Genomic DNA, 22,725 nt, shown 5'->3' on the forward strand with positions numbered 1-22,725 from the left:
CCATGGCGCTTCCCCTGATCCCCGTCATCGCCGGTGCCTCGCTCGGCGGCATCCTGATGAGCATCGCCACGTCCCTGGTCGGGCGCGTCCTCATGGCGCTCGGCCTCGGACTGGTGACCTACAACGCACTCGACCCGCTGCTCGAGCAGTTCCAGGCGAACTACTTCAGCCAGATGTCCGGCCTGCCGGCGGATCTCGCCGGCTTCGTCGGCATGCTCAAGATCGGTGAAGCGGTGCAGATCATCTTCGCCGCACTGGCCACCAAGCTCTTCATGTCCGGCTTCCAGGGCGTCATCAAGCGCTGGGTGGTGAAGTGAGGGTGTCCAGCAAGGTTAGAGCTGCACGAAAAGAGGGTGCAACGTGATCGAGCTGCAGACCGGCCTGCCCGGTGCCGGCAAGACCCTGCACACGCTGGCCCGCATCAAGGCGAAGGCCGAAGCCGAAGGACGCCCGGTGTATTACTCGGGCATCCCGGAGCTGAAGCTGCCCTGGATCGAGCTGGAAGACGCTACCAAGTGGTACGAGTGCGAAGCGAACGCCATCATCATCATCGATGAGGCTCAGCGCGTCTTCCGGCCACGGGGCAACGGCGCCAACGTGCCGGAGCACGTCGCCAAGCTCGAAACGCACCGTCACCTTGGCATCGATCTGGTGCTGATCACGCAGCATCCGATGCTGATCGACAGCAATGTCCGACGACTCTGCGGCAAGCACTTCCACTCGGTCCGCCAGTTCGGCCAGCAGAAAGCCAAGGTGCTCGAATTCGAGTCGGTGAAGGACAACCCGCTGTCCGCGCGTTCCACCGCACTCGAACACAGCTTCAAGTACCCGCCGGAAGCCTTCGCCTGGTACCGCTCCGCCGAAGTCCATACGCACAAGACCAAACGGCCGCTGCGCTACTACCTGCTCTTCGTCTTGCCGCCGCTCTTCATCGCCGTGGTGGGCTATGCCGTCTCATGGTTCTACGGCCGCACCCAGGGCGAACCGCTCTCCGAAGGCTCGCGCATCGAGCAAAGGCCGCATCAGGGGCCTGCGCAGCAGCCGGCGGGCACCAGCCCCGGCCGCACCCGTGAAGGCCGCATCACCACCGCCCAGTACCTGCAGGACAGACAACCGCGCGTCGACGGTCTGGAGTACAGCGCCCCGATGTACGACGAGGTCACCAAGCCGACCCAGGCACCGTATCCCGCCGCATGCGTGGATCTGAAAGGCAGCTGCCGCTGCTACAGCCAGCAGGCCACCCGCCTGCCCATGCCCGAACACCTCTGCCAGGCCATCGTGAAGGACGGCTTCTTCATGGCCTGGGATACCCGCACACCGGAACAGAAGGAACGCCGGAACGACACCCGCCAGAACGCCCCACTGGTGGCCACCGCCGCCACCGTGACACCGTCCAGCATCGCCATTGAAGCACCGCCACCGCGTGAAGGGCTCAGCGGCAGCACGCAGAAACAGCCCGAACAGCAACCGTATCAACCGCGCGTGCCGGCTACCTCGCCATGGCGCGCCCCCTGATCACCCGCCTGGCCGAACTGCCGGTCAAGGCTGTCGAAGCCGCACGCGCCACCGTCCTCCCGATCCATCCGCTGCAGATAGACGTGCTGAAGCTGATCGCATGCATCTGCATGCTGATCGACCACATCAACACCTGCCTGTTTGATCGCGCCTCGGTCTGGGCCTGGCTGATCGGCCGCCTGGCCTTCCCGCTCTTCGGGCTCACTTTCGTGCTGACCCTGAAGCCGCACAAGGCCATGGCCACCGCCAGGCGCCTGCTGATCTGGGCCATCTGCACCCAGCCCGTCTATGCACTCGCCTTCGCCAACACAGGGTTCAGTCCGTGGTGGGCGGGCAACATCCTGTTCAGCTTTGCGACGGTGGCCTACCTGGTCGCGCTCGCCCAAGCGCCATCAGCGGCGAACGTCGCCAAGGGGCTGGCGGTGGTCGGGGTCGCCTCGATCATCCAAGCGCCGTCGTCGTTCGGCTTCACCGGCCTCATGCTTCTTACCGCGCTCTATCAAGCCGCGCATGCTTCACAACATGTTAAGGCGGTTTGTTGGGTGGTGGGTGCCGTGGCTTTTTTCCTTGTTAATCATATGAGTGCATCGGCTTCGGTGCTTCTTGTGTCGATGCTGATCGCATGCTTCGGCGCTTGTGTCAGGGTTCGTCAGTTACCGTCTCTCCGATTCCTCAAGGGGAGGTGGGCTCTGTGGTTTTATGCTGCGCACGTTTTCAGTATTGCTGTTTGGGTATGCGATATGGTAAGAAATGTCCGTTTGACCTGATGAAACCCGCGTGACGATCTGCACAGCTTTTTGCCGTTATCAGCCTGTGCCGCTACAAACTCATAGATCGATTACAACAAAATTGTTATAGGATTGAAGTCGGCTTATGGCACTGTGGAGCGTTAGGTGCTTCTGCTCGGGCAGCGGGCGTAACCAAGTGAAGGAGTTCTACGACCAGTCCGATCCGGAACTCCAAGCGGCTTTTGATGCCGCATTGGAGTACTTGATAGAGCGCCCGCGTAGCGCGTGGACTCGGCCGCAAGCTGCGAGACTGGCTGGGGGAAACTGCGAAGATCTCTATGAAATTCGCTTCCGCGCTTGTAATAAGCAGATTCGGCCCTTGGGTTATTTTGGCCCAGGGGGGAGTGAATTCACAATATTGTTTTGTGCGATGGAGAAGGGTGATGAATTCGTCCCGAAAGATGCGTGCAAGCAGGCCAACAAGCGGCGCCGCAAAGTCGAAGACGAAGCTCATGGTGAGCATGCCTGTAGGTGTTTCTGCCAAAATTCGGGATTCGATTGCGAAGAAACTGACTAACAAGGCTTACAGAGATCACTATGCGCGAAACATTGTAATTCACGGCTTGGCCCATCAGATTAGAGAGAACCGTGAGTTGCGTGGTTGGACGCAGGACTTCTTTGCCAAAAAAATGGGGGGTGGTGTTCGCCAGACCACCGTTTCCCGCTTGGAAGATCCGTCCTACGGAAAGTACTCTGTGTCTACCTTGTTTAAGGTGGCTTCGGCGTTCGATGTTGCGTTGTCGATGCGCTTCGTGTCGTTTAGTCGATTCCTTATGGAGAATTCGAGTAAAACGCCAGAAGCGTTGTTTGCCAAGAGTTTTGACGACGATGACGTGGCTGCTCCTTGTGCCTATGTTGTTGTTTATCAAGAGCAACAAATTGGTCTTGATTCCGATGATGCATACGCGTTGAATACGGTCCCTCATCAAGGTGATGGCCGTGCGAAGGAATGGCTTGCTATCAGGCACACACCAAGTAATGAAAATGAGTTTTCAAACGCTCTTTTTTTTGGTGGGGTTGTAGATAGATTGGAACGGGAGGATTAAGGGGTGGATAATAATAAACGGGAAATATTTGTTGATGAGCTTGATTCATTCATGTTTGGGGCGTGTGTTACAAAACTGAGCTTTTCCTCCTTCCGGCAAGGTTTGAAGCCGGATGATCAAACTGTTCTTAAAGAGCCAGTGGTGACGCTTGCGATTCCGACGGCAGCTTTGCTAGAGGCGTGTAAGGCAATTGTTGAAAGTTCTTTGAATAACAAGGCTGCAATAATTGACGGCTCGGAGCAAGCGAATGCAAAGATGCGTGCGTTAATTCAAGAGATTGGACTTGGATTGCGGTCGAACGATAGTGCGACAGATGACCCGGGGATTAAGGGAGCGAAAGCCGCTCCCGCAAAGTAACGGCTACGGCTAGAGGAGTTCTGGTTTCGCATGCGAAACGACCATCCCCCTGAACTCCTCCACGAACTGCCGTAGCACCCCGTCCACCTCCTCTTCGGTCGGGTATGCCAGCAGGTTCTGCTGCCGCTTCATCCCCGCCCAGGCCATCACGACCAGCAGGTCAGAGTCTTCCGCGTTGGCGTAACAGTCCTTCGCCGCCCGGCGCACCATCATTTCAAAGCCGTTCGGCGTCGATGCGTCGCCCAGCACCTCCTTCCAGTAGGTCCGCGCCTCCGGTTCAAGCGTCCCTCTGAACGGCTGGTAGGCCGTGGTCGTTTCCTCGCTCTTCGCTTCCTCGATCAGCCGCCACGCGTAACATTGCTGCTGGGCCTGCGCCTTCCGCGCGATCTCAAGCTGCTCCGCCTGGATGCGCTCACGGTCCTCCTGCACCTTCTTCAGCGTGAGTTCTCCGGCGCCGCTCGTGTCCGCACCTTCCTCGCCGCCGGTGTTCGCCACGACCAACGGCGCAGGCGGTGCCTTCGGCTCCTTCGCCTTCTTCACCAGCTCGCGCAGCGATTCCCGGCTTTCTTCACCCGCCCGAAGTCGGTCCCTGGCCAGCTTCGCCTGCCACCAGTCGAGATGGAACAGCTCCTTCATCGCCAGGATGATTTCCGGATCTTCGGTGACACCGTCTTCAACCAGATCCGCGATGAAGGACGGCAGCTCATCCACGCACGCGATCCGCTTGCACACCCAAGCGCGCGACTTGTTCACCAGCTCGCCCAGCTCCGCCAGGCTCATGCCCTCATTGCGCAGCGCCAGCAGTGCCCGGCCTTCCTCCAGCAGCGAGAGGTCTGCGCGCTGGATGTTCTCGGCGAGCTGCGCCATCTTCGCGTCCTTGATCGAGAACTTGGTGATCACCGCCGGCGCCGCCGTCGCGGCCGTGAGCCGGATCGCCGCAGCGCGGCGATGACCGGCCACGACCTGGTACTTGTTGCCCTTGGCCGGCGTCACCACGATGGGCTGCAGCAGCCCGCGCGCCTCGATATCCCGCGCCAGCTCCCTCAGCCCCTCTTCGTCCATCGCTTCCCGGATGTTCTGATCCGTCAGCAGGTCATCGAGCGGCACCAGCACCACATTCGCTACGCTGGTCAGTTCCGGCCGCTTTGCCTTCGCCGGAGCCTTCTTCACCGCCGTGGCCGGCGTCGCCTTCTTCTCGGTCGTCGTCATGGCTCAGGCCCCCTTCCCGTAGTAACTGATCAGCGCATCACGAAGCGCTGCGTTCGGAATGCCGTAGCCGCAGTTGGAATGCTCTGTAACGTCTGGGCCACGCGCGATTACGTATTCGTACGATGCGTTCTCTGGATCTCCGACCACGTACGCGCAGTCGTCGTTGTCGAGCTCAAGCCGTTGCACGATTTCTTTGACCGTGGTGTATCGGCACCCGTACTGAAGGACGCGCAGGCTGAAAGGCATTCCGTTCGATGTAGTCGTCGTCATGGCTCAGCCCTCCACCAGGTCGAGAACCCACAGCGCCGGCACCGTCTCCGCTGCCATCACCATGTCGTAGCCGTCGAAGTGCCGCGTCAGCACCACCTGCTTGTGAGAAGAGCGGTGCCGATCCTTCAGATGCAGTTCCAGCACCGTCATCGCGTCCGCCAGGCTGTCGAACTCGTCTGAGCCGCCGTCATCGCCGCCGCTATAATTCACTGAGAGTGTGTAGCGCATGTCCCTGTCCTTTCGCTTGTAAGCCGACCTAGCCGCTAGATTCGGAGCCCCCGCGTTGTTTCGGGTTTTCTCCGTGAGGCAGGCTGCGGCGTCTCCTGCCGTCCCATCCGCTGAGTTCCTCGCCCCAAAGGGTCGCGGACAGCACGCGAAGCGTCCTCCACCCAAAAAGCTTGCAAGAAGGCATGACAGCGGCTTCACCGCTGGCGTGAGTTCTTGCCTGCTTTCAGATCTCGGGAGCGATATGCGAGGAAGGAAGCGGATGGAACGGCGGGCACAGCTGGTCGCAATGAGACAACCCGAAACCCCGCGAAGCGGGCTCCGGGCAAAGCCCGCAAACCCCTGCCGGCCATCGGCCGGGGTCCGGCCTCGAGCTGGACGAGGTGCGCAGCAGGCGCACTTCGTCGCCTTTGACTTTCGGTGGTGCGCAGCACGACCGGGCCTTTTGCCCGAAATGAGCACATCGGCCAGATTGCCGATGTGCTCAAGTCCTTCTAGGCATCTGCCGATGGCATATCTCCACGTTCCTGAAGTTTTCGGAGATAGCCATGAGTCAGTGGATCTTGGTTGTGCTTGTGACGGCCTACGCGGGTGATGGAAATGAAGAACTGTCCGTCACCCCGTCATTCGGACCGACGTTTTCCAGCGTCAAGACTTGTCGTGAGGCGGTCGCCGCGATTTCATCGAAGTTTCCTTCGACCCCGTTACTGCGCAAGGCGGAGGGTGCAAAGCCGCCTCGTATCTTTTCTCAGTACGACTGCGTGGAGATTCCGCGATGAGCTCTTCCGGGAGTTCTCCCTATGAGGACGTGGACTGCAGCGGCCGAGCGCTGGCTAGAGGATCGCCTCGACAAGGCCACCATAGAGCAAGACCGCAGAAAGCTTGAATGGCTTGCCGGCCACCTCTCCATGTATGCCTTGCCGGACATCAACGGCGATGTTCTGCGTGCTGTCATTCGGGCTCGCCTCGCAGAAGGCTCCAGCCGGACCACTGTGAATCGATACATGGCCTTGGTCCGTGCAATCTTGCGGCGGGCCGTTCGGGTCTGGGAATGGCTGGACAAGGCGCCTCATGTCCCGATGTTCAGGGAGCCGCGTGGCCGTACGACCTGGCTAGAGCCGGACCAGGCTAGGCGACTTTTTGCCGAGCTGCCGGACCATCTCCGCGCACCATTCGTCTTTTCGCTCTCGACGGGATTGCGCATGGCCAACGTCATCCGACTGCGTTGGACGGAAGTGCATCAAAACCGGTCCTTCCTGCTGTTTGAAGGCGATCGCATGAAGGCTCGTGATCCGTTTGCGCCTGCGTTGTCGGAATCGGCTCTTGAGATCCTCCGGGCGCAGCGCGGCCGGCACGGTGAGTATGTATTTACTTACAAGGGGAACCCGATGCAGAGGGCGTCGACGTCAGCCTGGTATCGGGCGAAGAGGAGGGCGGGGTTACAGCATGTCCGGTGGCACGATCTTCGGCACACCTGGGCGACCTGGCACGTACTAGCGGGCACGCCGCTCGATGTGGTGCAGGACCTGGGCGGCTGGAAAACGCGCATCATGGTTCGCCGGTACGCGCATTTGCAGCCCGGTGCGCATCGGGCCCATGCGGCAGCAGTCGATAGTGAAGTGCACCGGGTTATCGACAAAATCGATTGATTTGCCGCTGTCGTTCGAGGCGCTTAACGACGAAAGGATTGAAAATCCGCGTGTCGGTGGTTCGATTCCGCCCCAGGCCACCAGATTTCCGGACGGCCCGCCTTCATGGCGGGCCGTTTTCGTTTGTGCGTCCGCATCGTGCGCGAGTGCAGGCGATTCAGGCGGGACGGTGCCATCGGCATGCGTCTGCTGGCGAGTGGAAAAAAGGGGTGAGGCGCCGGCCTGCGGCTGCAGCCGGTGAGGTGCGGCGTTTCAGGCCGGCAGCGCGTAGCGCGCTGACATCTCTTCAAGCAGCTGGTCGTACAGCGGGCGCATGAAGGGTGGCAGGTGCTCCATCAGTTCCCTGCGGTAGATGACCGAGGGCACGCGCTTGCCGCGGTGCTCGACCGCCTGGCCGATCAGGTGGATGCGGAAGCCGAGTGCGGTCAGGTGGCGTGCCAGCCGTGCTTCGGTCAGCGTGAACAGGTGTTCGACGCCGTGAAGTTCGGCGGCAGCGAGCAGGCCCAGATAGAGGCCGACCGGAATGTAGGGGAAACGGGGCTGGTCCCGCGTGCCCAGATCCTCGTCGGAAATCGCGATCGGGCCGCGGCTGTCACCTTTCCGCTTGCGGTAGTCCGACAGCACCGCAAGCCGTGAGATTTCGACCATATGCCGCCGATCGATGCGGGTAGGGTCGATGATGGTGCGGTCTATGGCGTCGCGGCACAGATGCTCGAACGGAAGTTCCGCGGCCGGATCGGCCGGATCGACCTGCACCAGACGCACGCATCCGACGATGCGGCCGCTGTTCTGCGCGCGCAGCGCGATCAGCAGAGACTGGGCGTCATACGGGTCGGTTTCCTCGTGCTCCGGATTGACCTCCTCGTAGCCCAGTTCTTCGCAATACACCTGGTGCCGGACGCGATACACCTCATGCTTCATCGCTTCGTCCACGGCGGCTTCAACCGCGAAGTACTTGGCGAAGTTTTCCTTGAGGCTTCCGACTTCGAGCAGAAACATGATGATCTGACCGGGTGAGCCGCGGGTGTGTGTCCCGCGTGCGCTGAACTGTTCTTCTTACTGTAGTTTCTTCAGGTATTCCTTGTCGAACACCTTGTCCGGAATTTCGCGTATCTGCATGGCACCGTATTCCAGCACCGACTGTTCGCCCGCCTTCAGCGCGTCCTGCATGGTCAGGCGGGTCGGTCTGAGCTTGCCGCCGAGCGTCTTGTATTCGTCATAGACGCAGGTTTTCAGCAGCTTGTCGGACAGCGAATAGAACTCCGCCTTGTGCGGCGCATTGTTCGACGCGCGCACCCACAGCAGCACGCGGGCATAGGTCACGCCGCGGTCGACCGCGGTCAGTTCTAGCACGTGATGGTCCTGACCATCCACCTTCTCGGTGCGCAGCAGCTTGGGCGTGTAGTCGCCGGAGAAGTTCGCGCGTGCCAGGTCGCCGTTGGCCACCTGGCCGGTCAGTCGCTGTGCCAGCGACAGACGGACCGGCTGGGACACGGTGGGCAGGAACACCCACAGGTCGCGCGCCTTCATCAGCAGGATCTGACCACGCTCCGAGGCCGGCTCGGTGGTCTGCACGATGGTGTTCTCGTTGCCCTTGGACAGGATGCGGTACTTGCGGAATTCTTCGCCGCTGGCGGTGGTCGAGGTGACGCTGACTTCGACCTGGAAGGGCTCGCGCGGGAACCGGATGGTGTCGGCCTTTTCCAGTATACTTGCGGCATCTTGGGCGTACGCCTGCGATCCGACCCACAGCGGTGCAGTATAGACCGCGGTCGCCGCAAGGATGCGCAGCAGGGCATGGCGGGCGCGTCGTGCGCATCCGGGCGCAGTCGTCGCCTGCGGTGCGCAGGGGGTGTTCGGATGATTCATGTTCTTGTCTCCAGCACCGGGCGCATGACCCGTTTTCTGAACCGGGCTTCCAGATGAACAACGTCGTCCAGATCCGGAATGTGAGCCGCAGCTACGTGCTTGGCGGCCAGCAGGTCAATGCGTTGAAGAATATCACGCTGGATATTGAGGACGGCGTGTTCATCGCCATTGCGGGGCCGTCCGGCAGCGGAAAATCGACCCTGCTCAACCTCATCGGCTGCATCGATACGCCGACCTCGGGCCAGATCCTGATCAACGGTCAGGACGTGTCCGGCAAGACACCGGACGAACTGGCCAGCCTGCGTGCCCGCACCATCGGTTTCATCTTTCAGACCTTCAATCTGCTGCCGGTGCTGTCGGCCTACGAGAACGTCGAGTACCCGCTGCTTCAGCTGCCGGAAATCGGCAAGGAAGAGCGCGACCGTCGGGTGCGCTACTTCCTCGAAATCGTCGGTCTCGGGCAGAAGATGACTCACCGGCCGAATCAGCTCTCCGGCGGTCAGCGTCAGCGGGTGGCCATCGCCCGCGCTCTGGCGGTTCAGCCTGCCATCGTGCTGGCCGATGAACCGACTGCCAACCTCGACCGCAAGACCGGCGACGCCATTCTCGAACTGATGCGCGAGATCAACCGCACGATGAAGACCACCTTCATCTTCTCGACGCACGACAAGCGGGTGATGTCGATGGCGGACCGCCTGGTGCGGATCGAGGACGGCGAGCTGACTGCGCTGGGCGTGCAGAAGGCGCCGGGCGAATGGGCTTACGTCAAACCCCCGAAAACCGCTTCACTTCAGGCTGCCGCTTCATGATGCGTCGTTCCTTCCCGTCCTTCCGCCGTGGCCCCTTGGCCGCGCTGACCTTTGCCGCCGCCTGCGCGCTGTCCCCGGTGCAGGCGGCCGATTCGATGGACGACCTGTTCGCGGATCCGCCGGCCGAAGAGGAGGGCAAGGCGAAGAAATCGACCGAGGGGCTCGCGAATTCCGGCGACAGCGTGTCCGGCTGGCGCGGTTTCAGCCAGTTCGAGCTCGCGCGCACGGTGTCCGGTGACAGCCACTGGTCGAAGGCGCGCTGGCGCAACGAACTGGGCCGCAGCGGCAGTTTCGGTCAGGGCATCAAGTGGAAGGCGGTCGGCCGCGTCGACTACGACCTCGCCTACGGCTGGGAGAGTGACTTCTATCCCGCCGCGGTGCGCGATGACCGCCGCAGCGAATTCGCCTGGCGCGAAGTGTATGTCGACGTGCCGGTCGGCGAGGTCGAGCTGCGCCTGGGCCGTCAGCACATCGTGTGGGGCGAGATGGTCGGCCTGTTCTTCGCCGACGTCGTGTCGGCCCGGGACATGCGCGAGTTCTTCACCCAGGAATTCGACCAGCAGCGCATTCCGCAGTGGGCGGCCCGCGCCGAGTACTTCCGCAACGACTGGCGCGCCGAGCTGATCTGGGTGCCGTACGTGAGCGTCGACAACATCGGTCGCTTCGGCGGTGATTTCTATCCGACCCAGCCGGCGATCCCCGGTGTCAATGCGCGCTACGAAGCGCAGCAGCGGCCGGATTCGAAGCTGAGCAACTCGAACTACGGCCTGCGGGTCGGCACCCTGGTGAAGGGCTGGGACCTGTCGGCCTTCTACTACCGCAGCCTGGACGTGAATCCCACCTTCGCCCGCCGCTTCGCGTCGCCGACCACGGTCATCTACACGCCGGAGCATGACTGGATACACCAGTACGGCGCTACGCTGACCAAGGATTTCGGCAGCTTCCTGCTGCGTGCCGAAGGCGTGCTCACGCGTGATCGCCGGCTGCCGGTGTCGTCCGCGCTGCCGGACGGTCTGGTCCGGCAGGACATGGTTGATTACGCGATCGGCCTGGATTTCCCGTTCCAGAACGAATCGCGCTTCAACATCCAGTATTTCGAGCGCTATCACATCGACCGCAACGCCGACCTGCTGGCGTCGAAGCGCGAGAACGGCATGGCGCTGCTGTACAACCACAAGTTCGACGAGCGTCTGGAAGGCGAAATGCTGTGGGTGCAGTCGCTGGTACGCAACGACTACATGTTCCGGCCCAAGCTCATCTGGCGGGTGCAGTCGAACTGGCGCGCCCAGTTCGGCGCCGACCTCTTCGGCGGCAATGCGAACGGCTACTTCGGCCGCTTCGGCAATTCCGACCGCTACTACGGCGAACTGCGCTACTCCTTCTGACCTTCACCGGAGGCCTGACATGAAGGTGCTGATCACGGGCGGAGCCGGCTTCATCGGCTCGCATACCGCCGATGCGCTGCTGGCCGCAGGCCACAGCGTGCGCGCGCTGGACATTCTCGATCCGCAGATCCACGGCGAGGCGCGACAGCGCCCGGCCTATCTCGCGCCCGAGGTCGAGCTTCAGGTCGGCGACGTGTGCAATCCGGATGACGTGGCGAGTGCGCTCGACGGCGTGGATGCGGTCTACCACTTGGCCGCGCTGACCGGCGTCGGTCAGAGCATGTACGACATGACGCACTACGCCCGCGTCAACGCGATCGGCACCACCACGCTGATCGAGGGCATCGTGAAGGGCGGCCATGCGCTGAAGCGTCTGGTGCTGTCGTCCTCGCGCGCCATCTATGGCGAAGGGTCCTATGTCTGCCCGACGCATGGCGAGCAGTTCCCGGTGCCGCGCAGCCGCGAGCGGCTCGAGTCTGGCCGCTTCACGATGCCCTGTCCGGTCTGCGGCGGCGATCTCGACGCGGTGCCTACGACTGAGCACAAGCGCTCCGAGCCGTTCTCGGTGTATGCGATCACCAAGAAGCATCAGGAGGATTTCGTCCGTTACGCGGCCGAAACCTTCGGTCTGCCGGCGGTCATCCTGCGCTACTTCAACGTGTTCGGTTCGCGCCAGTCGCTGAAAAATCCCTATACCGGCGTCGTATCCATTTTCTACTCGCGCATCTGCGCCGGTCAGCCGATCTCGGTCTATGAAGGCGGCCTGCCGGTGCGCGACTTCGTGCATGTGTCCGATGTCGTCGCCGCCAATATGCGCGCGCTTGTGGCTGACGTGCCGTCCGGTTCCACCTTCAATGTCGGTGCCGGTGTGGCGAGCACCATCGGCGACATCGCGAACGCGCTGGCCCGGGCGGTCGGCAAGCCGGTCACGATGGAAGACCGGGGTGAGTTCCGCGTGGGCGACATCTTTGGCTGCGTCGCGGATCTGACGCGATCCCGTGCCGAACTGGGCTACGCGCCGGCGTGCTCGCTGGATCAGGGCATGGCCGAGTTCGCGGGCTGGGCCAGCGGCCAGCCGTCCGAAGACCGCTATCAGCAGACTGTCGCCGAACTGAGCCGCTTCGGTCTGTTCGGTCGCGCAAAGGGCGGCTGATGACCGAACGCCGCCGGGTCCTGCTGGTGGCGGAAGCGGTCTCGCTGGCCCATGTCGCGCGACCGGTGGTGCTCGCCAGTGCGCTCGCCGGCGATCATGAGGTCACGGTCGCTTCGGCGCCGGTATTCGATCTGTGCTTCCGTGGCACCGGTCTGGCCCGTGAATCGCTGGAAAGCATCCCCGCCGCCACCTTTCTGCAACGTCTTGCGGCCGGTGCTCCGCTGTATACAAAGGCCGAACTCGAGCGCTATGTCGACGAGGATGTGGCGCTGCTGCGCAGGCTGCGGCCGGATGTGGTCATCGGTGACTTCCGGCTGTCGCTGAGCGTGTCCGCGCGCGTGGCCGGCATTCCGTACTTCGCGCTGTGCAATGCGCACTGGAGCCCGTGGGCCCTGCACGACAGATTCCCCTTGCCGGACATCTCCCTGACCCGGGTGCTGGGGCCCAGGCTCGCCGAACCGCTGTTCAGGCTGGGCCAGCCGATCGCGTTCAGACTGCATGCCGGGCCGCTGAATGCGATGCGGCGCAAGTTCGGGCTGAGCACGTTTCCGGACGTTCGCTACGCCTATACCGATGGCGACCGCACGCTGTATGCCGATACGCCCGCGCTGGTGCCGGTACGACCGGAGTGCCCGGCCCATCACCACTACATCGGCCCCATCGTGTGGTCGCCTGCCATGGCCCTGCCCGCGTGGTGGACTGCGTTGCCGGACGGTCCGCTGGCCTATGTCACGCTGGGGTCCACCGGCCGGGTGGACCTGTTGCCCGAGCTGTTCCGCGCGCTTGAAGACTGCGGCGTCAATGCGATGACGGCGACGGCCGGTCGCTCCGACGTCGCCTCGCCCGGCCCGCACTGTTTCGTCGCGGACTACCTGCCCGGGCTTGAAGCTGCTGCGCGGTCTGATTTCGTCATCTGTAACGGCGGCAGCGCCACCGTGTATCAGGCGCTGTCGCAGGGGCGGCCGGTGATCGGTGTCTGTTCGAACATGGATCAGTTCCTGACCATGGCCCGCGTCGTGGATGCCGGCGCAGGCATTGCCCTGCGTGCCGGCACCGCAGGCTACGAAGATCTGGCTGAGGCCATCCGCCGCATCAGCGGCTCAACCGGCGCGGCTTTCCGCGACGCGGCGCGCGCCGTTCAGGCGGATTTCCTCCGGCACGATGCCGGTGAGGGCATACGTCGGCAGATCGCGACGCTTTGATTTCCGGGCGTTCGGGGGAAGATCAAGAAGAGCGCTGGGCATGCCCTGCGCGTTCGCTTCTGTGAGGTGTCACATTTCTGGCGCGACAAAACAAAAACGGGAGCCGAAGCTCCCGTTTTTGCTGGTGCAGCTGCTTGCCTATCAGGCCTTGCGGCGACGTGCCAGTGCCAGACCGCCGAGGGCCAGACCTGCCAGCGCCAGGGTGCCGGGTTCCGGCACAGCCTGCAGCGGGCCGTTCGGGTCGGTCTGGAACAGAATGTCCGGACCCGAAGCAACCAGGCCACGGCCCGGAACGAAGCTCGTGCCGCCGTTGACCGTGCCGATGTCCGGGGTGATCGAGCCGTGGAACTGTTCCGACGGATCCACCGAGGTGAAGGGCAGGTTCTGGTTGATGTTCGAGATCAGGAACTCGGTCAGGATGCCGTTCCAGAAGCTGTTGTCGTAGGTGGTCGGAACGACCGACAGCAGATCGATGATCGGGGTGCTACCGCTGCCATTCACGCTCTGCTTCGACGACAGGGACGAAGTGCCGTTCGACGCATCACCGTCGCTGCCCAGGTTGGTCAGGCCAGCGCCGACCTTGAAGTCGGAGAACACGCCAGCCTGCGAGGCGGCGGGAGCGACCTTGCCTTCGAACACCAGCTTGCCGTCATTGAAGCCGGCGCCGGAGGCGTAGTTCGAAGCCACTGCACCCGTGTCGTCCAGATCCTGCACATAGACGCGGAAGTAGTTGATGGTCTGGGTGGCGGCGAAGTCGAAGAAGGCCTGGTTGGTCGGGAAGGTGTTCGCGACGCCGACGATTTCGGTGTAGGCCAGTTCGAAGGTGATTTCGTACTTGCCGGCGGTCGAGCCTGCACCGGTCCAGAGGCCAGCGGTTGCTGCGCCGGTACCGTTCTGGAACAGGTTCAGACGACCTTGCGAATACACCGTGAAGGCGTTACCGGTCAGCGGGAAGCCGGCGGTGGTGTTGGTGATGCCCGACACGCCGTCGTTCTGGCCGTTGGCCAGACGCACGAAAGCTTCGTTACCGCCCTTGGCGAGCACCGGCGACGGGGCCCAGTCGAAGGCAGCGATGCCGCTGACCTGACCGTTGGGGGTGAACACGCTGATCGGCGCTGCGTGCGCTGCTGCGAAGGCGCTGGCCAGCGCTGCGGCAACGGCGATTTGCTTGAACTTGATCATTTGAATTACTCCGTTGGTTGGCTTGGGAGAACCACGGTTGGCTATAAGCAATCACTGGTCCACTTTTTCAAATAATTTTTACTGATCTGAAAATAAAGGACTATTTTTTTTGAGGTCTGCCTTGGACGACTATTCGGTGTGCGCTGCCCGAGGGTCTGTAAGGTTTACCGACAACGGGATCAGTGCGCCCGCTCTGCATTCAGTCTGGGCAGCGGAAGCCGAATGGAGCGGCCGGGGATCCGGGCAGGGCGCCCCAGCCTGCAGACCCATACGGTGCGATCCACGTTCTCGGGCGAAAGCAGCGCGCCAAGGCGTGCGGCAAGGTCCGCAGCCCGGCGGCGGGCGGAGTCCTTAGCGGTGAAACGCTTACCTTCCCGGGCGTACTGGTTGAAGATGAGCGGTGTCATTTCGGGCTGCGACTGCAGCCCCAGCTGTTCCGCGGTCAGCCACAGCCGCTGCATGGCACGGCCGGCGGCGATATGGTCGTCGATCGAAACCGGTGCGGTCGGCGCCACCATGAAGGCGTGGGCCGAGCAGGCGATGCCCGGGATGTAGTCGAGCTGTATGCGCGGCGCCAGCGTTCCGAACAGCCACCTGTTAAAGAAATCGACGCGGCCCCAGCTTTTCATGACAAATTTCATGAGCCGGGCCGTCATCGGGTCTACGCCCACCGCCACTTCAGGGATGCGGTCCTCACTGAAGCGGGCGCCCCATTCGATGATGGTCGAGTGGGTGCGGAAGGCTTCCGGAATGGTGAGCCGGATTTCCGCGCTGTCGAAATTCAGCTTGGCGATGCGCGACCGCTCGCCCAGCGTTTCGAACCACAGGATGCGGTAGGGCGCGACTGCCGCCTCCAGTGCCTTGCGTTCGTCCAGCGTCAGCGCGCGGCTGCCCATGGCGCGACGCTGTACGGTGCGTGTCTCGATGCAGGGAATGAGCGGGCTGGGCTGTACCGACGGATCGGCCTCCAGCCGGACATCGAACAGCAGGTGGGTGTCCGGCGTGTCCGGGCGGCGCGTGATGTCGGCGCGCATGCCGTGGCCGGTGGCGGCGATGGAGAGCGTCTCCAGCAGCGCGCCCACGGCGAGCTGGCTGGCGTGGCCGTCCAGGTCATAGACGCACCACTCACGGGTATCTAGGCCGTGAACGACCGCATGGTCGTCGGCGAGGATTTCGAAGCGCCAGGTCTGGGTGTTGTCGCCGCTGGGTGCCCAGCGCGCCAGGTCGAGGATTTTTTCTATCGTACGCATGTGAAGCTCCGGGTGTCAGGCGCGCGTGATCTGCTTGAGCAGTTGCCGGCGGCCAATGGCAATGATGAGACGCTGGATGGGATTGTTGTTGCCGCCCGGACGCCAGGTGCGGACCATCCTGTTGCGGAAGGCGTCGAATTGCAGGCCCCACGGGGCTGGTCTCACGTCGCCGCGGCCCAGCAGCAGCTTGACCGTCTCGGCGGCGGCCACGCCCGCGCACAGATTGCAGGCGATCATCGTGGAGGGGCCGCGCTTGTTCGCCAGGTCGATGCGGGACGGCTCGACCAGATAGGGGCGGTGCAGGCCGGCGGGTGCCAGACCGACCAGAAAACGGAGCGCCTGCTCGGTTTCGTCGCAGCCCTCCAGCCGGAAATACTCCTCGAAGCTCATGCCCTGCGGCGAGAACACCAGCAGGCCGGTGCCCATGCCCAGCGGCGCCGCCGTCACCGCCGGAATGCCCAGCCGGTGACAGGCGGCAAACGTGGCGCGGCGGGCCGAAAAGGCAAAGAAATCAAGGCCGTCGACGTAGACGTCCGCGCCCTTCAGGAAACTGTCCGGGTCGTCCGGAGATACGCCCTGCGGAAAGCACTCGATCTCGATGTCCGGATTGATGTCGCGCGCCTGTTCTGCCAGCACCTCGATCTTCGGACGGTCCAGCGTGCTCATGGTCGCGCCGACCTGGCGGTTGAAGTTGTGGACGCCGAAGGTGTCGAAATCGGCGATCCGGAAACGGCTGATGCCCAGGCGGGCCAGCGTCAGCAGATGAATGCCGCCGACACCGCCCAGTCCGGCGATGGCAATGGTGCTCCGGCGCAGCCGGGCCTGCTCGGCTTCGGTGAACCAGCCGAGGTTGCGGCTGAAAGCTTCTTCGTAACTGAACTGTGTTGTCATCGTCTCGCCCGGTGTCCCGGCTATCTCCCACGCATGCGTCGACAGCTGGGGATGGTGAGGGGAAAACTGTTATGCTGGCAATACCTTAGCACCTGAAGTCTTGAATCCGGATGAAGTTTTGGCTGCTTGACCTGTGGCTGGCGATGCGCAGCGTCCTCCGTCAGGGACGCCGCACGCTCATTGCCATCGGCGCGGTCAGTTTCGGCGTGATCGCCATGATCCTGTCCGCCGGCTTCATCGAGTGGCTGATGGAGGGCATGCGGGAATCGACCATCAAGTCCCAGCTCGGTCATGTTCAGGTGGTACGGCCCGGTTACGTCGAGCGCGGCACCTCGGATCCCTACGGTTTCGTGATCGACGGCGAGGACGCGCTCCGGCAGAAGATCGAATCCGGCTCCAACGTCAAGGTGGTCGCGCCCCGGCTGAGCTTCAACGGGCTGGCCAGCAAGGGCGACAATACGCTCGCTTTCCTCGGCCAGGGCGTGTCCGCGAAGGCCGAGTCGGTGCTGTCCAGTTCGGTCACCATCACCCGCGGCCGCAACCTGTCGGCCGAAGGCGTGAATGAAATGATCATGGGTCGCGGTCTGGCGGCCAATCTCGGCGTGCAGGTCGGCGACACGGTGGTGCTGATGACCACCACGGCCGCCGGCAACGTGAATGCGGTCGAGGCACCGGTGGTCGGCCTGTTCAACTCGGTCAGCAAGGAGTACGACGACTCCGCGCTGCGCATGCCGCTGGCGCTGGCCCAGCAGCTGGTGCGGGTCAACGGGGCCCAGCAGTGGCTGGTGCTGCTCGACGATACCGCGCGCACCGACGCCAAGCTGGCCGAACTGAAAGGCGTGATGCCGGCCGGCAAGTTCGAACTGGTGCCCTGGTATCAGCTGTCCGACTTCTACAACAAGACGAAGGACCTGTTCTCCAGCCAGGTCAACGTGGTGCAGTTCATCATCCTGATGATCATCGTGCTGAGCATTTCCAACACGCTGTCGATGAGCGTGATGGAGCGGGTCAGCGAAATCGGCACCTGCATGGCGCTCGGGCTGACCCGCGCGCGCATCCGCCGCATCTTCATGTCGGAAGGCGTGATGCTGGGCCTGGTGGGCGGCGGGCTGGGCGTGGTGATCGGCTGCGTGCTGGCACTGGCGATTTCGGCGGTCGGCATTCCGCTGCCGCCGCCGCCGGGCATGGAACAGGGCTTCAGCGGCGAAATCCGGCTCACCTTCGGCATCGTGGCCAAGGCACTGGCCATCGCGGTGGCCAGCGCATTCGTGTCCAGCCTCTATCCGGCCTGGCGCGCGTCGCGCATGAATATTGTCGATGCGCTCAGGCAGAGCCGCTGACCGCCATGTTCAAGCTCGCTCTGCGCAACATCCTCCGTCAGAAATCGCGTACCGCGATGACCCTGGCCGCCATCATCTTCGGGGTGGCCGGCCTCATCCTGAGCGGCGGTTTCGTCGCCGACGTGCTCACCCAGCTCGGCGAAGCCACCATACATAGCCAGCTTGGCCACGTGCAGGTCTTCCGCAAGGGCTTCTATGAACAGGGGTCGCGTTCGCCCGAGAAGTTCATGATCGACGACGCGGAGAAGATCGCGGAGTTCGCGGCGCGCATGCCCGAGGCGGACACGGTGCTGCAGCGGGTGAGCTTCACCGGCCTGCTCAACAACGGCAAGGCCGATTGGGCGGTGATGGGCGAGGGCGTGGAGCCGGACAAGGAAAACCACCTCGGCACCTTCGTCCGCATCACGGCCGGCCGGGCGCTGAAGGACAGCGACAGCGGCGGTATCCTGATCGGCGACGGCGTGGCCAAGGCGCTGGCGCTGAAGCCCGGTGATACGGTGACGCTCATCATGAACACCGCCGACGGCGCGCTGAACACCACCGAATTTGCCGTCGTCGGCGTATTCCAGAGTTTTTCAAAGGATTTCGATGCGCGTGCCGTAAGAATTCCTGTGGCGGCGGCCCGTAATCTGGTCGCTCGCGACGGGTCGAATTCCATCGTGCTGCTGCTGCACCGCACCGTGGATACGGCCCGGGTGAAGGAACTGCTGGTGCCCAAGCTGGAAAGCCTGGGATTCGACATCCGCGACTGGGTGCAGCTGTCCGATTTCTACTCGAAAACCGTGGAGCTCTACCGCACCCAGTTCGGCGTGCTGCAGTGGATCGTGCTGGTGATGGTGCTGCTCAGCGTGTTCAACACTGTGAACATGAGTGTCTTCGAACGGGTTGGTGAATTCGGAACGCTCATGGCGCTCGGCAATTCGCGAGGATACGTGTTCAGGCTGGTGCTGGCGGAGAACCTGATGCTGGGCATGTGCGGCGCCCTGGTGGGCGTGCTGGTCGGTATTCTGGTGGCGCTGGCGATCAGCGAAGTCGGCATTCCGATGCCGCCGCCGCCGAATTCGAACGTGGGCTATACGGCGTCCATCCGGGTGGTACCGGACAACGTGCTCCTGGCCTTTCTGGTCGGTGTCGGGGCGACGGTGACGGCGGCCCTGATGCCTGCACGAAAGGTGTCGCGCACGCCCATCGTCGATGCGCTGCGCTACAACATCTGACCGGCCGTGACGCATTAGAGCGCGCGGGCGGGTGCCTTGGCTATGATTCGCGGCTTGTCTGGCCGCTGTCCTTTGGAGGATGCAATGTTCACTTCTGACCGTCTGATGTCCACGCTGCGCCTGCTGGCGCTGCTGCTGGTACCGATCGCCTTCGCCGGCTGTGCCTCGTCGCCGTATCCGCCGGCGCCGACCCAGGCCTACAGCGACGACTACAACTACATCCTGGGTCCCGGTGACTCGGTGAGCATCGTCGTCTGGCGCAACCCGGAAATTTCCTCCACAGTCACCATTCGCCCGGATGGCAAGATCACCGGCACGCTGTTCGAGGACCTGCCGGCTGCCGGCCGTGACCCCACGACTCTGGCCCGCGAGATTGAACAGGTGCTGGGCAAGTACATCCGCGACCCCATCGTCACGGTCATCGTCGCGGGCGGGATCGGCCCTTACAGCGAACAGATCCGCGTGATCGGCGAAGCCGCGAAGCCGCAGGCGCTGGCCTACAAGCAGAAGATGACGCTGCTCGATGTGATGATCGCGGTCGGTGGCATCACCGACTTTGCCGACGGCAACGCGGCGTCCATCCTGCGCACCTCCGAGGGCGACAAGCAGTACAACGTCCGCCTGAAGGATCTGATCCGCCGTGGCGACGTCAGCGCCAATGTGGACGTGAAGCCGGGCGACATCCTGGTCATTCCGCAGAGCTGGTTCTGAGCGTGTCGCGTCATCGTGCTTCAGCCGGAAGGATTCAGTAGCCGTGGATGATTTTCTCCGCCAGTTGTCGGGTTATCTCAGGTCGGCATGGGGCTATCGCTGGGTCGGCCTCATTGCGGCCTGGGTGGTCGGTCTGGCCGGCATGGGCGTGGTGCTCGTGCTGCCTGACCAGTACCAGGCCTCGGCAAAGATCTATGTCGATACCCAGTCCATCCTGCGGCCGCTGATGTCCGGCCTTACGGTGACGCCCAACCTCGACCAGCAGATCAACATGCTGAGCCGGACGCTGATCAGCCGGCCGAACATCGAAAAGCTGATCCGCATGGCGGATCTCGATCTTGAAGCCAAGACCAAGGTCGAGCGCGACAAGCTGATCGACGAGCTGATGGAAAGCGTCAAGCTGTCCAGTTCCGGCCGTGACAACCTGTACATCGTGTCCTACCGGGACAAGAAGCCGGCGCGTGCCCAGAAGGTGGTGCAGGCGATGGTGACGCTGTTCGTCGAATCCGGTCTGGGCAGCAAGCGGCAGGATGCCGACCAGGCGCGCAAGTTCATCGAGGAACAGATCAAGGCCTACGAGGCCAAGCTGCTGGAGGCGGAGAACCGTCTCAAGGAATTCAAGCTGAAGAACCTGGAGCGTGCGGGCGGAGGCCAGAAGGATTACTTCGGGTCGCTCAGCGAAGTGCAGGCGCAGCTGAATCAGGCGCAGCTCGATCTGCGCGAAGCCACCAATTCGCGCGACGCACTCAAGCGCCAGCTGGCTGGCGAAGAGCCCACCCTGAATGCTGACGCCTCGTCGCTCGGCATCGGTTCCGGTTCTGTGAGCGGCCCGTCGACAGCGGAAATCGATGCCCGCATTTCGGCGTTGCGCAATGACGTGGAAGGGATGCTCCAGCGCTACACCGAGAAGCACCCCGACATCCAGCAGCTGCGCGCGCGCATCCGCAGTCTTGAGGACGAGCGCAAGCAGATCATCGAGAAGCATGCAGCCGAAGCGGCGAAGAATGCTGACGCCAAGCCGAACCAGGGTTCGCAGCTCAGTGGCGCGCAGATTCCCAATCCGGTGTATCAGCAGATCAAGGTCGCGCTGGCTTCCGCCGAAGCGTCGGTCGCCTCCCTGGGCGCACGCGTTGGCGAGTACCAGACGCGTCTGACCACGCTCAAGCAGTCCTCGCGTCTCCTGCCTGAACTCGAAGCCGAATTCAGCCAGCTGAACCGCGATTACGAGGTGCACCGCACCAACTACAACAACCTCGTGTCCCGTCGGGAGTCGGCATCGATTTCAGAAGAGATGGATGCGACCGGCGTGGCCGAATTCAGGCTGATCGAACCGCCGCGCGTGTCGCCCGAACCGGTGGCGCCCAACCGGCTTATCCTGCTGACCGCGGTGCTCGCCGCATCGATGCTGGTGGGCGTGGCGGCGTCCTTCGTCGTGTCCCAGCTCCGGCCGGTGTTTCACGATGGCCGTGCGCTGGCCGAGGTGGCCGGCGTGCCGGTACTCGGTTCGGTTTCGATGCTGCTTGCCAATGAGCGCAAGCGTTACGAGCGCCGCCGGACCTTCGTGTTCTTCGGCGGTCTGGGCGGTCTGGTCGCGGCCTATGTCGCCATGCTCGCGTTCGTGTCACTCGTGATGCGCAGTGCCTGAGGATCAATCATGAGCATCATCGAACAAGCCATCGAGCGGATGGCCCACCTGAAGCGTGCAGGCGTCGAGATCGGAGAGGACGGACAGGCGCCGGCGGCCGAATCGGCACCGGCCGCGCCGGCAGCGGTCAGTACTCCGTCCGCCCCCGCCCCCGCAGCCGTTGTCGCACCGGTTGCGCCGGCCGCGGTGCCGGACAGCCCGAAGCCGGTGGCCGGCGAAAGCTCCCGCCTGGTCGAACTCGATCTGGCACGGCTCGATTCCATGGGACTGGTGGTGCCGTCGGCGCCGCGTTCCCAGATCGCCGAGGAATTCCGCGTCATCAAGCGTCCCATCCTTGCCAACGCGCATGGCAAGGGCGCTGCGCCGGTCGATAACGGCAACCTCATCATGGTGACCAGTTCGGTGCCGGGCGAGGGCAAGAGCTTCAACTCGATCAATCTCGCGATGAGCATCGCGATGGAACTGGACAACCGGGTGCTGCTGGTCGATGCCGACGTCGCCCGTCCTTCCATCCTGAATCTGCTCGGCCTGCCGCCCGCAAAGGGGCTGATGGACGTGCTGCTCGATCAGGACGTGCGGCTGCAGGACGTGATGCTGCGGACCAATGTCGAAAAGCTGACCCTTCTGCCGGCTGGCATGCCGCACAAGAATGCCACCGAACTGCTGGCCAGCAGTGCCATGAAGGCGCTGCTGGTCGAGCTGGCCCACCGCTACTCCGACCGCATCATCATTTTCGATTCGCCGCCGCTGATGGTGACCACCGAGGCGCCGACGCTGGCGCAGTCCATGGGACAGCTGGTGATGGTGGTGGAAGCCGGACGCACGACGCATACGATGGTCAAGCAGGCGCTGGCCAAGGTGCAGGGCTGTCCGGTCAAGATGCTGGTGCTCAACAAGGCCCGCTATGCGCGGACCGATGGCTACTACGGATACTATGGCTACGGTTACGGCTATGGGTCAGAAACCGGTTTCCGAGAAAGTGCCGAGAACCGCTGATGCGCGTGCTTAACTT

Annotated in this window: 24 protein-coding genes; 16 read left to right on the forward strand and 8 right to left on the reverse strand. The window is 63.0% G+C overall.

Annotated features, from left to right (window positions below; translation table 11 throughout):
* The first annotated feature begins 2 nt into the window (after positions 1-2).
* From METUNV1_RS18205 to METUNV1_RS18225, 5 genes are all read left to right on the forward strand, one after another.
* Positions 3-317: a DUF2523 domain-containing protein gene (locus tag METUNV1_RS18205; RefSeq protein WP_008064313.1), complete on the forward strand. Its 315-nt coding sequence runs from the start codon at positions 3-5 to the stop codon at positions 315-317.
* Between the two features lie 43 nt (positions 318-360).
* Positions 361-1,515: a zonular occludens toxin domain-containing protein gene (locus METUNV1_RS18210; protein ID WP_008064314.1), complete on the forward strand. Its 1,155-nt coding sequence runs from the start codon at positions 361-363 to the stop codon at positions 1,513-1,515.
* The gene (locus METUNV1_RS18215) at positions 1,500-2,282 is read left to right on the forward strand and encodes a TraX family protein (protein WP_008064315.1); all 783 of its coding nucleotides are present in this window, start codon (positions 1,500-1,502) and stop codon (positions 2,280-2,282) included. Before METUNV1_RS18210 ends, METUNV1_RS18215 begins: the two co-directional genes overlap by 16 nt.
* Positions 2,283-2,686: 404 nt before the next feature.
* Positions 2,687-3,349: a helix-turn-helix transcriptional regulator gene (locus METUNV1_RS18220; RefSeq protein WP_157257866.1), complete on the forward strand. Its 663-nt coding sequence runs from the start codon at positions 2,687-2,689 to the stop codon at positions 3,347-3,349.
* Between the two features lie 3 nt (positions 3,350-3,352).
* On the forward strand, positions 3,353-3,706 hold the full coding sequence (locus METUNV1_RS18225; RefSeq protein ID WP_139026413.1) for a hypothetical protein: 354 nt from the start codon (positions 3,353-3,355) through the stop codon (positions 3,704-3,706).
* Positions 3,707-3,715: 9 nt separating this feature from the next.
* Here METUNV1_RS18225 and METUNV1_RS18230 read toward each other — a convergent pair whose 3' ends face one another.
* Genes METUNV1_RS18230 through METUNV1_RS18240 form a run of 3 tightly spaced genes read right to left on the reverse strand, consistent with a single transcriptional unit; the run spans position 3,716 to position 5,413 of the window.
* Complete coding sequence (locus METUNV1_RS18230) at positions 3,716-4,915, reverse strand: ParB/RepB/Spo0J family partition protein (RefSeq protein WP_008064316.1); 1,200 nt, start codon at positions 4,913-4,915, stop codon at positions 3,716-3,718.
* A gap of 3 nt (positions 4,916-4,918) precedes the next feature.
* Complete coding sequence (locus tag METUNV1_RS18235) at positions 4,919-5,185, reverse strand: hypothetical protein (protein WP_139026414.1); 267 nt, start codon at positions 5,183-5,185, stop codon at positions 4,919-4,921.
* Between the two features lie 3 nt (positions 5,186-5,188).
* On the reverse strand, positions 5,189-5,413 hold the full coding sequence (locus METUNV1_RS18240) for a hypothetical protein (RefSeq protein WP_008064318.1): 225 nt from the start codon (positions 5,411-5,413) through the stop codon (positions 5,189-5,191).
* A gap of 545 nt (positions 5,414-5,958) precedes the next feature.
* Between METUNV1_RS18240 and METUNV1_RS18245 the strand changes: the two genes are divergently transcribed.
* Together METUNV1_RS18245 and METUNV1_RS18250 are read left to right on the forward strand one after the other, a co-directional pair.
* Entirely contained in the window at positions 5,959-6,189 is a 231-nt protein-coding gene (locus METUNV1_RS18245) for a hypothetical protein (protein WP_139026415.1), read from the forward strand.
* 21 nt (positions 6,190-6,210) lie between these two features.
* Positions 6,211-7,059, forward strand: coding sequence for a tyrosine-type recombinase/integrase (locus METUNV1_RS18250; protein WP_008064324.1), 849 nt, complete (start codon positions 6,211-6,213; stop codon positions 7,057-7,059).
* 252 nt (positions 7,060-7,311) lie between these two features.
* Here the strand turns inward: METUNV1_RS18250 and METUNV1_RS18255 are convergent, their stop codons facing one another.
* Positions 7,312-8,058 (reverse strand): PEP-CTERM/exosortase system-associated acyltransferase, encoded by a 747-nt coding sequence (locus METUNV1_RS18255; protein WP_008064325.1) that lies wholly within the window; start codon positions 8,056-8,058, stop codon positions 7,312-7,314.
* 57 nt (positions 8,059-8,115) lie between these two features.
* Positions 8,116-8,928 (reverse strand): outer membrane lipoprotein-sorting protein, encoded by an 813-nt coding sequence (locus METUNV1_RS18260; RefSeq protein WP_008064328.1) that lies wholly within the window; start codon positions 8,926-8,928, stop codon positions 8,116-8,118.
* Between the two features lie 53 nt (positions 8,929-8,981).
* On the opposite strand from METUNV1_RS18260, the gene METUNV1_RS18265 reads away from it, so the two are divergent.
* From METUNV1_RS18265 to METUNV1_RS18280, 4 genes are read left to right on the forward strand one after another with little or no spacing between them, the layout of a single operon-like run.
* Positions 8,982-9,737 carry an ABC transporter ATP-binding protein gene (locus METUNV1_RS18265; protein ID WP_008064330.1) on the forward strand — a complete coding sequence of 252 codons (756 nt, stop codon included), beginning with the start codon at positions 8,982-8,984 and terminating at the stop codon, positions 9,735-9,737.
* Positions 9,734-11,122, forward strand: a complete 1,389-nt coding sequence (locus METUNV1_RS18270) for a DUF1302 family protein (RefSeq protein WP_043360311.1) — start codon at positions 9,734-9,736, stop codon at positions 11,120-11,122. The genes METUNV1_RS18265 and METUNV1_RS18270 overlap by 4 nt, the downstream gene beginning before the upstream one ends.
* 19 nt (positions 11,123-11,141) lie before the next feature.
* A complete protein-coding gene (locus METUNV1_RS18275; protein WP_008064333.1) occupies positions 11,142-12,275 on the forward strand; it encodes an NAD-dependent epimerase/dehydratase family protein in 1,134 nt (377 codons plus the stop codon).
* On the forward strand, positions 12,275-13,477 hold the full coding sequence (locus tag METUNV1_RS18280) for a glycosyltransferase (RefSeq protein ID WP_008064335.1): 1,203 nt from the start codon (positions 12,275-12,277) through the stop codon (positions 13,475-13,477). Before METUNV1_RS18275 ends, METUNV1_RS18280 begins: the two co-directional genes overlap by 1 nt.
* Before the next feature lie 141 nt (positions 13,478-13,618).
* On the opposite strand, the gene METUNV1_RS18285 is transcribed toward METUNV1_RS18280, so the two are convergent.
* The 3 genes from METUNV1_RS18285 to METUNV1_RS18295 all read right to left on the reverse strand — a co-directional run bounded on the left by METUNV1_RS18285 (position 13,619) and on the right by METUNV1_RS18295 (position 16,800).
* Positions 13,619-14,659 carry a PEP-CTERM sorting domain-containing protein gene (locus METUNV1_RS18285; RefSeq protein ID WP_008064336.1) on the reverse strand — a complete coding sequence of 347 codons (1,041 nt, stop codon included), beginning with the start codon at positions 14,657-14,659 and terminating at the stop codon, positions 13,619-13,621.
* Positions 14,660-14,838: 179 nt separating this feature from the next.
* Positions 14,839-15,909 (reverse strand): nitroreductase family protein, encoded by a 1,071-nt coding sequence (locus METUNV1_RS18290; protein ID WP_008064337.1) that lies wholly within the window; start codon positions 15,907-15,909, stop codon positions 14,839-14,841.
* Between the two features lie 15 nt (positions 15,910-15,924).
* Complete coding sequence (locus tag METUNV1_RS18295) at positions 15,925-16,800, reverse strand: ThiF family adenylyltransferase (protein ID WP_008064338.1); 876 nt, start codon at positions 16,798-16,800, stop codon at positions 15,925-15,927.
* 110 nt (positions 16,801-16,910) lie between these two features.
* Between METUNV1_RS18295 and METUNV1_RS18300 the strand changes: the two genes are divergently transcribed.
* From METUNV1_RS18300 to METUNV1_RS18320, 5 genes are all read left to right on the forward strand, one after another.
* The gene (locus tag METUNV1_RS18300) at positions 16,911-18,140 is read left to right on the forward strand and encodes an ABC transporter permease (protein WP_008064339.1); all 1,230 of its coding nucleotides are present in this window, start codon (positions 16,911-16,913) and stop codon (positions 18,138-18,140) included.
* 5 nt (positions 18,141-18,145) lie between these two features.
* A complete protein-coding gene (locus METUNV1_RS18305; RefSeq protein ID WP_008064340.1) occupies positions 18,146-19,357 on the forward strand; it encodes an ABC transporter permease in 1,212 nt (403 codons plus the stop codon).
* Between the two features lie 84 nt (positions 19,358-19,441).
* The gene (locus tag METUNV1_RS18310) at positions 19,442-20,068 is read left to right on the forward strand and encodes an XrtA/PEP-CTERM system exopolysaccharide export protein (RefSeq protein ID WP_008064342.1); all 627 of its coding nucleotides are present in this window, start codon (positions 19,442-19,444) and stop codon (positions 20,066-20,068) included.
* A gap of 43 nt (positions 20,069-20,111) precedes the next feature.
* Positions 20,112-21,713 (forward strand): XrtA system polysaccharide chain length determinant, encoded by a 1,602-nt coding sequence (locus METUNV1_RS18315; RefSeq protein WP_043360314.1) that lies wholly within the window; start codon positions 20,112-20,114, stop codon positions 21,711-21,713.
* A gap of 9 nt (positions 21,714-21,722) precedes the next feature.
* Positions 21,723-22,709 (forward strand): XrtA-associated tyrosine autokinase, encoded by a 987-nt coding sequence (locus tag METUNV1_RS18320; RefSeq protein ID WP_008064347.1) that lies wholly within the window; start codon positions 21,723-21,725, stop codon positions 22,707-22,709.
* The last annotated feature ends 16 nt before the right edge of the window (positions 22,710-22,725 follow it).

Origin of the sequence: Methyloversatilis universalis FAM5 (genome assembly GCF_000214035.2) — a bacterium.
Classification (GTDB): Bacteria; Pseudomonadota; Gammaproteobacteria; order Burkholderiales; family Rhodocyclaceae; genus Methyloversatilis; species Methyloversatilis universalis.

What these genes read in the sequence shown, in the direction of transcription:
- METUNV1_RS18255 (WP_008064325.1), bottom strand. Translation starts at nt 8,058, where the DNA reads ATGTTTCTGCTCGAAGTCGGAAGCCTCAAGGAAAACTTCGCCAAGTAC.
- METUNV1_RS18230 (WP_008064316.1), bottom strand. Translation starts at nt 4,915, where the DNA reads ATGACGACGACCGAGAAGAAGGCGACGCCGGCCACGGCGGTGAAGAAG.
- METUNV1_RS18320 (WP_008064347.1), top strand. Translation starts at nt 21,723, where the DNA reads ATGAGCATCATCGAACAAGCCATCGAGCGGATGGCCCACCTGAAGCGT.
- METUNV1_RS18275 (WP_008064333.1), top strand. Translation starts at nt 11,142, where the DNA reads ATGAAGGTGCTGATCACGGGCGGAGCCGGCTTCATCGGCTCGCATACC.
- METUNV1_RS18280 (WP_008064335.1), top strand. Translation starts at nt 12,275, where the DNA reads ATGACCGAACGCCGCCGGGTCCTGCTGGTGGCGGAAGCGGTCTCGCTG.
- METUNV1_RS18285 (WP_008064336.1), bottom strand. Translation starts at nt 14,659, where the DNA reads ATGATCAAGTTCAAGCAAATCGCCGTTGCCGCAGCGCTGGCCAGCGCC.
- METUNV1_RS18295 (WP_008064338.1), bottom strand. Translation starts at nt 16,800, where the DNA reads ATGACAACACAGTTCAGTTACGAAGAAGCTTTCAGCCGCAACCTCGGC.
- METUNV1_RS18205 (WP_008064313.1), top strand. Translation starts at nt 3, where the DNA reads ATGGCGCTTCCCCTGATCCCCGTCATCGCCGGTGCCTCGCTCGGCGGC.
- METUNV1_RS18250 (WP_008064324.1), top strand. Translation starts at nt 6,211, where the DNA reads ATGAGGACGTGGACTGCAGCGGCCGAGCGCTGGCTAGAGGATCGCCTC.
- METUNV1_RS18260 (WP_008064328.1), bottom strand. Translation starts at nt 8,928, where the DNA reads ATGAATCATCCGAACACCCCCTGCGCACCGCAGGCGACGACTGCGCCC.
- METUNV1_RS18245 (WP_139026415.1), top strand. Translation starts at nt 5,959, where the DNA reads ATGAGTCAGTGGATCTTGGTTGTGCTTGTGACGGCCTACGCGGGTGAT.
- METUNV1_RS18265 (WP_008064330.1), top strand. Translation starts at nt 8,982, where the DNA reads ATGAACAACGTCGTCCAGATCCGGAATGTGAGCCGCAGCTACGTGCTT.
- METUNV1_RS18300 (WP_008064339.1), top strand. Translation starts at nt 16,911, where the DNA reads ATGAAGTTTTGGCTGCTTGACCTGTGGCTGGCGATGCGCAGCGTCCTC.
- METUNV1_RS18270 (WP_043360311.1), top strand. Translation starts at nt 9,734, where the DNA reads ATGATGCGTCGTTCCTTCCCGTCCTTCCGCCGTGGCCCCTTGGCCGCG.
- METUNV1_RS18305 (WP_008064340.1), top strand. Translation starts at nt 18,146, where the DNA reads ATGTTCAAGCTCGCTCTGCGCAACATCCTCCGTCAGAAATCGCGTACC.
- METUNV1_RS18290 (WP_008064337.1), bottom strand. Translation starts at nt 15,909, where the DNA reads ATGCGTACGATAGAAAAAATCCTCGACCTGGCGCGCTGGGCACCCAGC.
- METUNV1_RS18235 (WP_139026414.1), bottom strand. Translation starts at nt 5,185, where the DNA reads ATGACGACGACTACATCGAACGGAATGCCTTTCAGCCTGCGCGTCCTT.
- METUNV1_RS18240 (WP_008064318.1), bottom strand. Translation starts at nt 5,413, where the DNA reads ATGCGCTACACACTCTCAGTGAATTATAGCGGCGGCGATGACGGCGGC.
- METUNV1_RS18215 (WP_008064315.1), top strand. Translation starts at nt 1,500, where the DNA reads ATGGCGCGCCCCCTGATCACCCGCCTGGCCGAACTGCCGGTCAAGGCT.
- METUNV1_RS18220 (WP_157257866.1), top strand. Translation starts at nt 2,687, where the DNA reads ATGAATTCGTCCCGAAAGATGCGTGCAAGCAGGCCAACAAGCGGCGCC.
- METUNV1_RS18310 (WP_008064342.1), top strand. Translation starts at nt 19,442, where the DNA reads ATGTTCACTTCTGACCGTCTGATGTCCACGCTGCGCCTGCTGGCGCTG.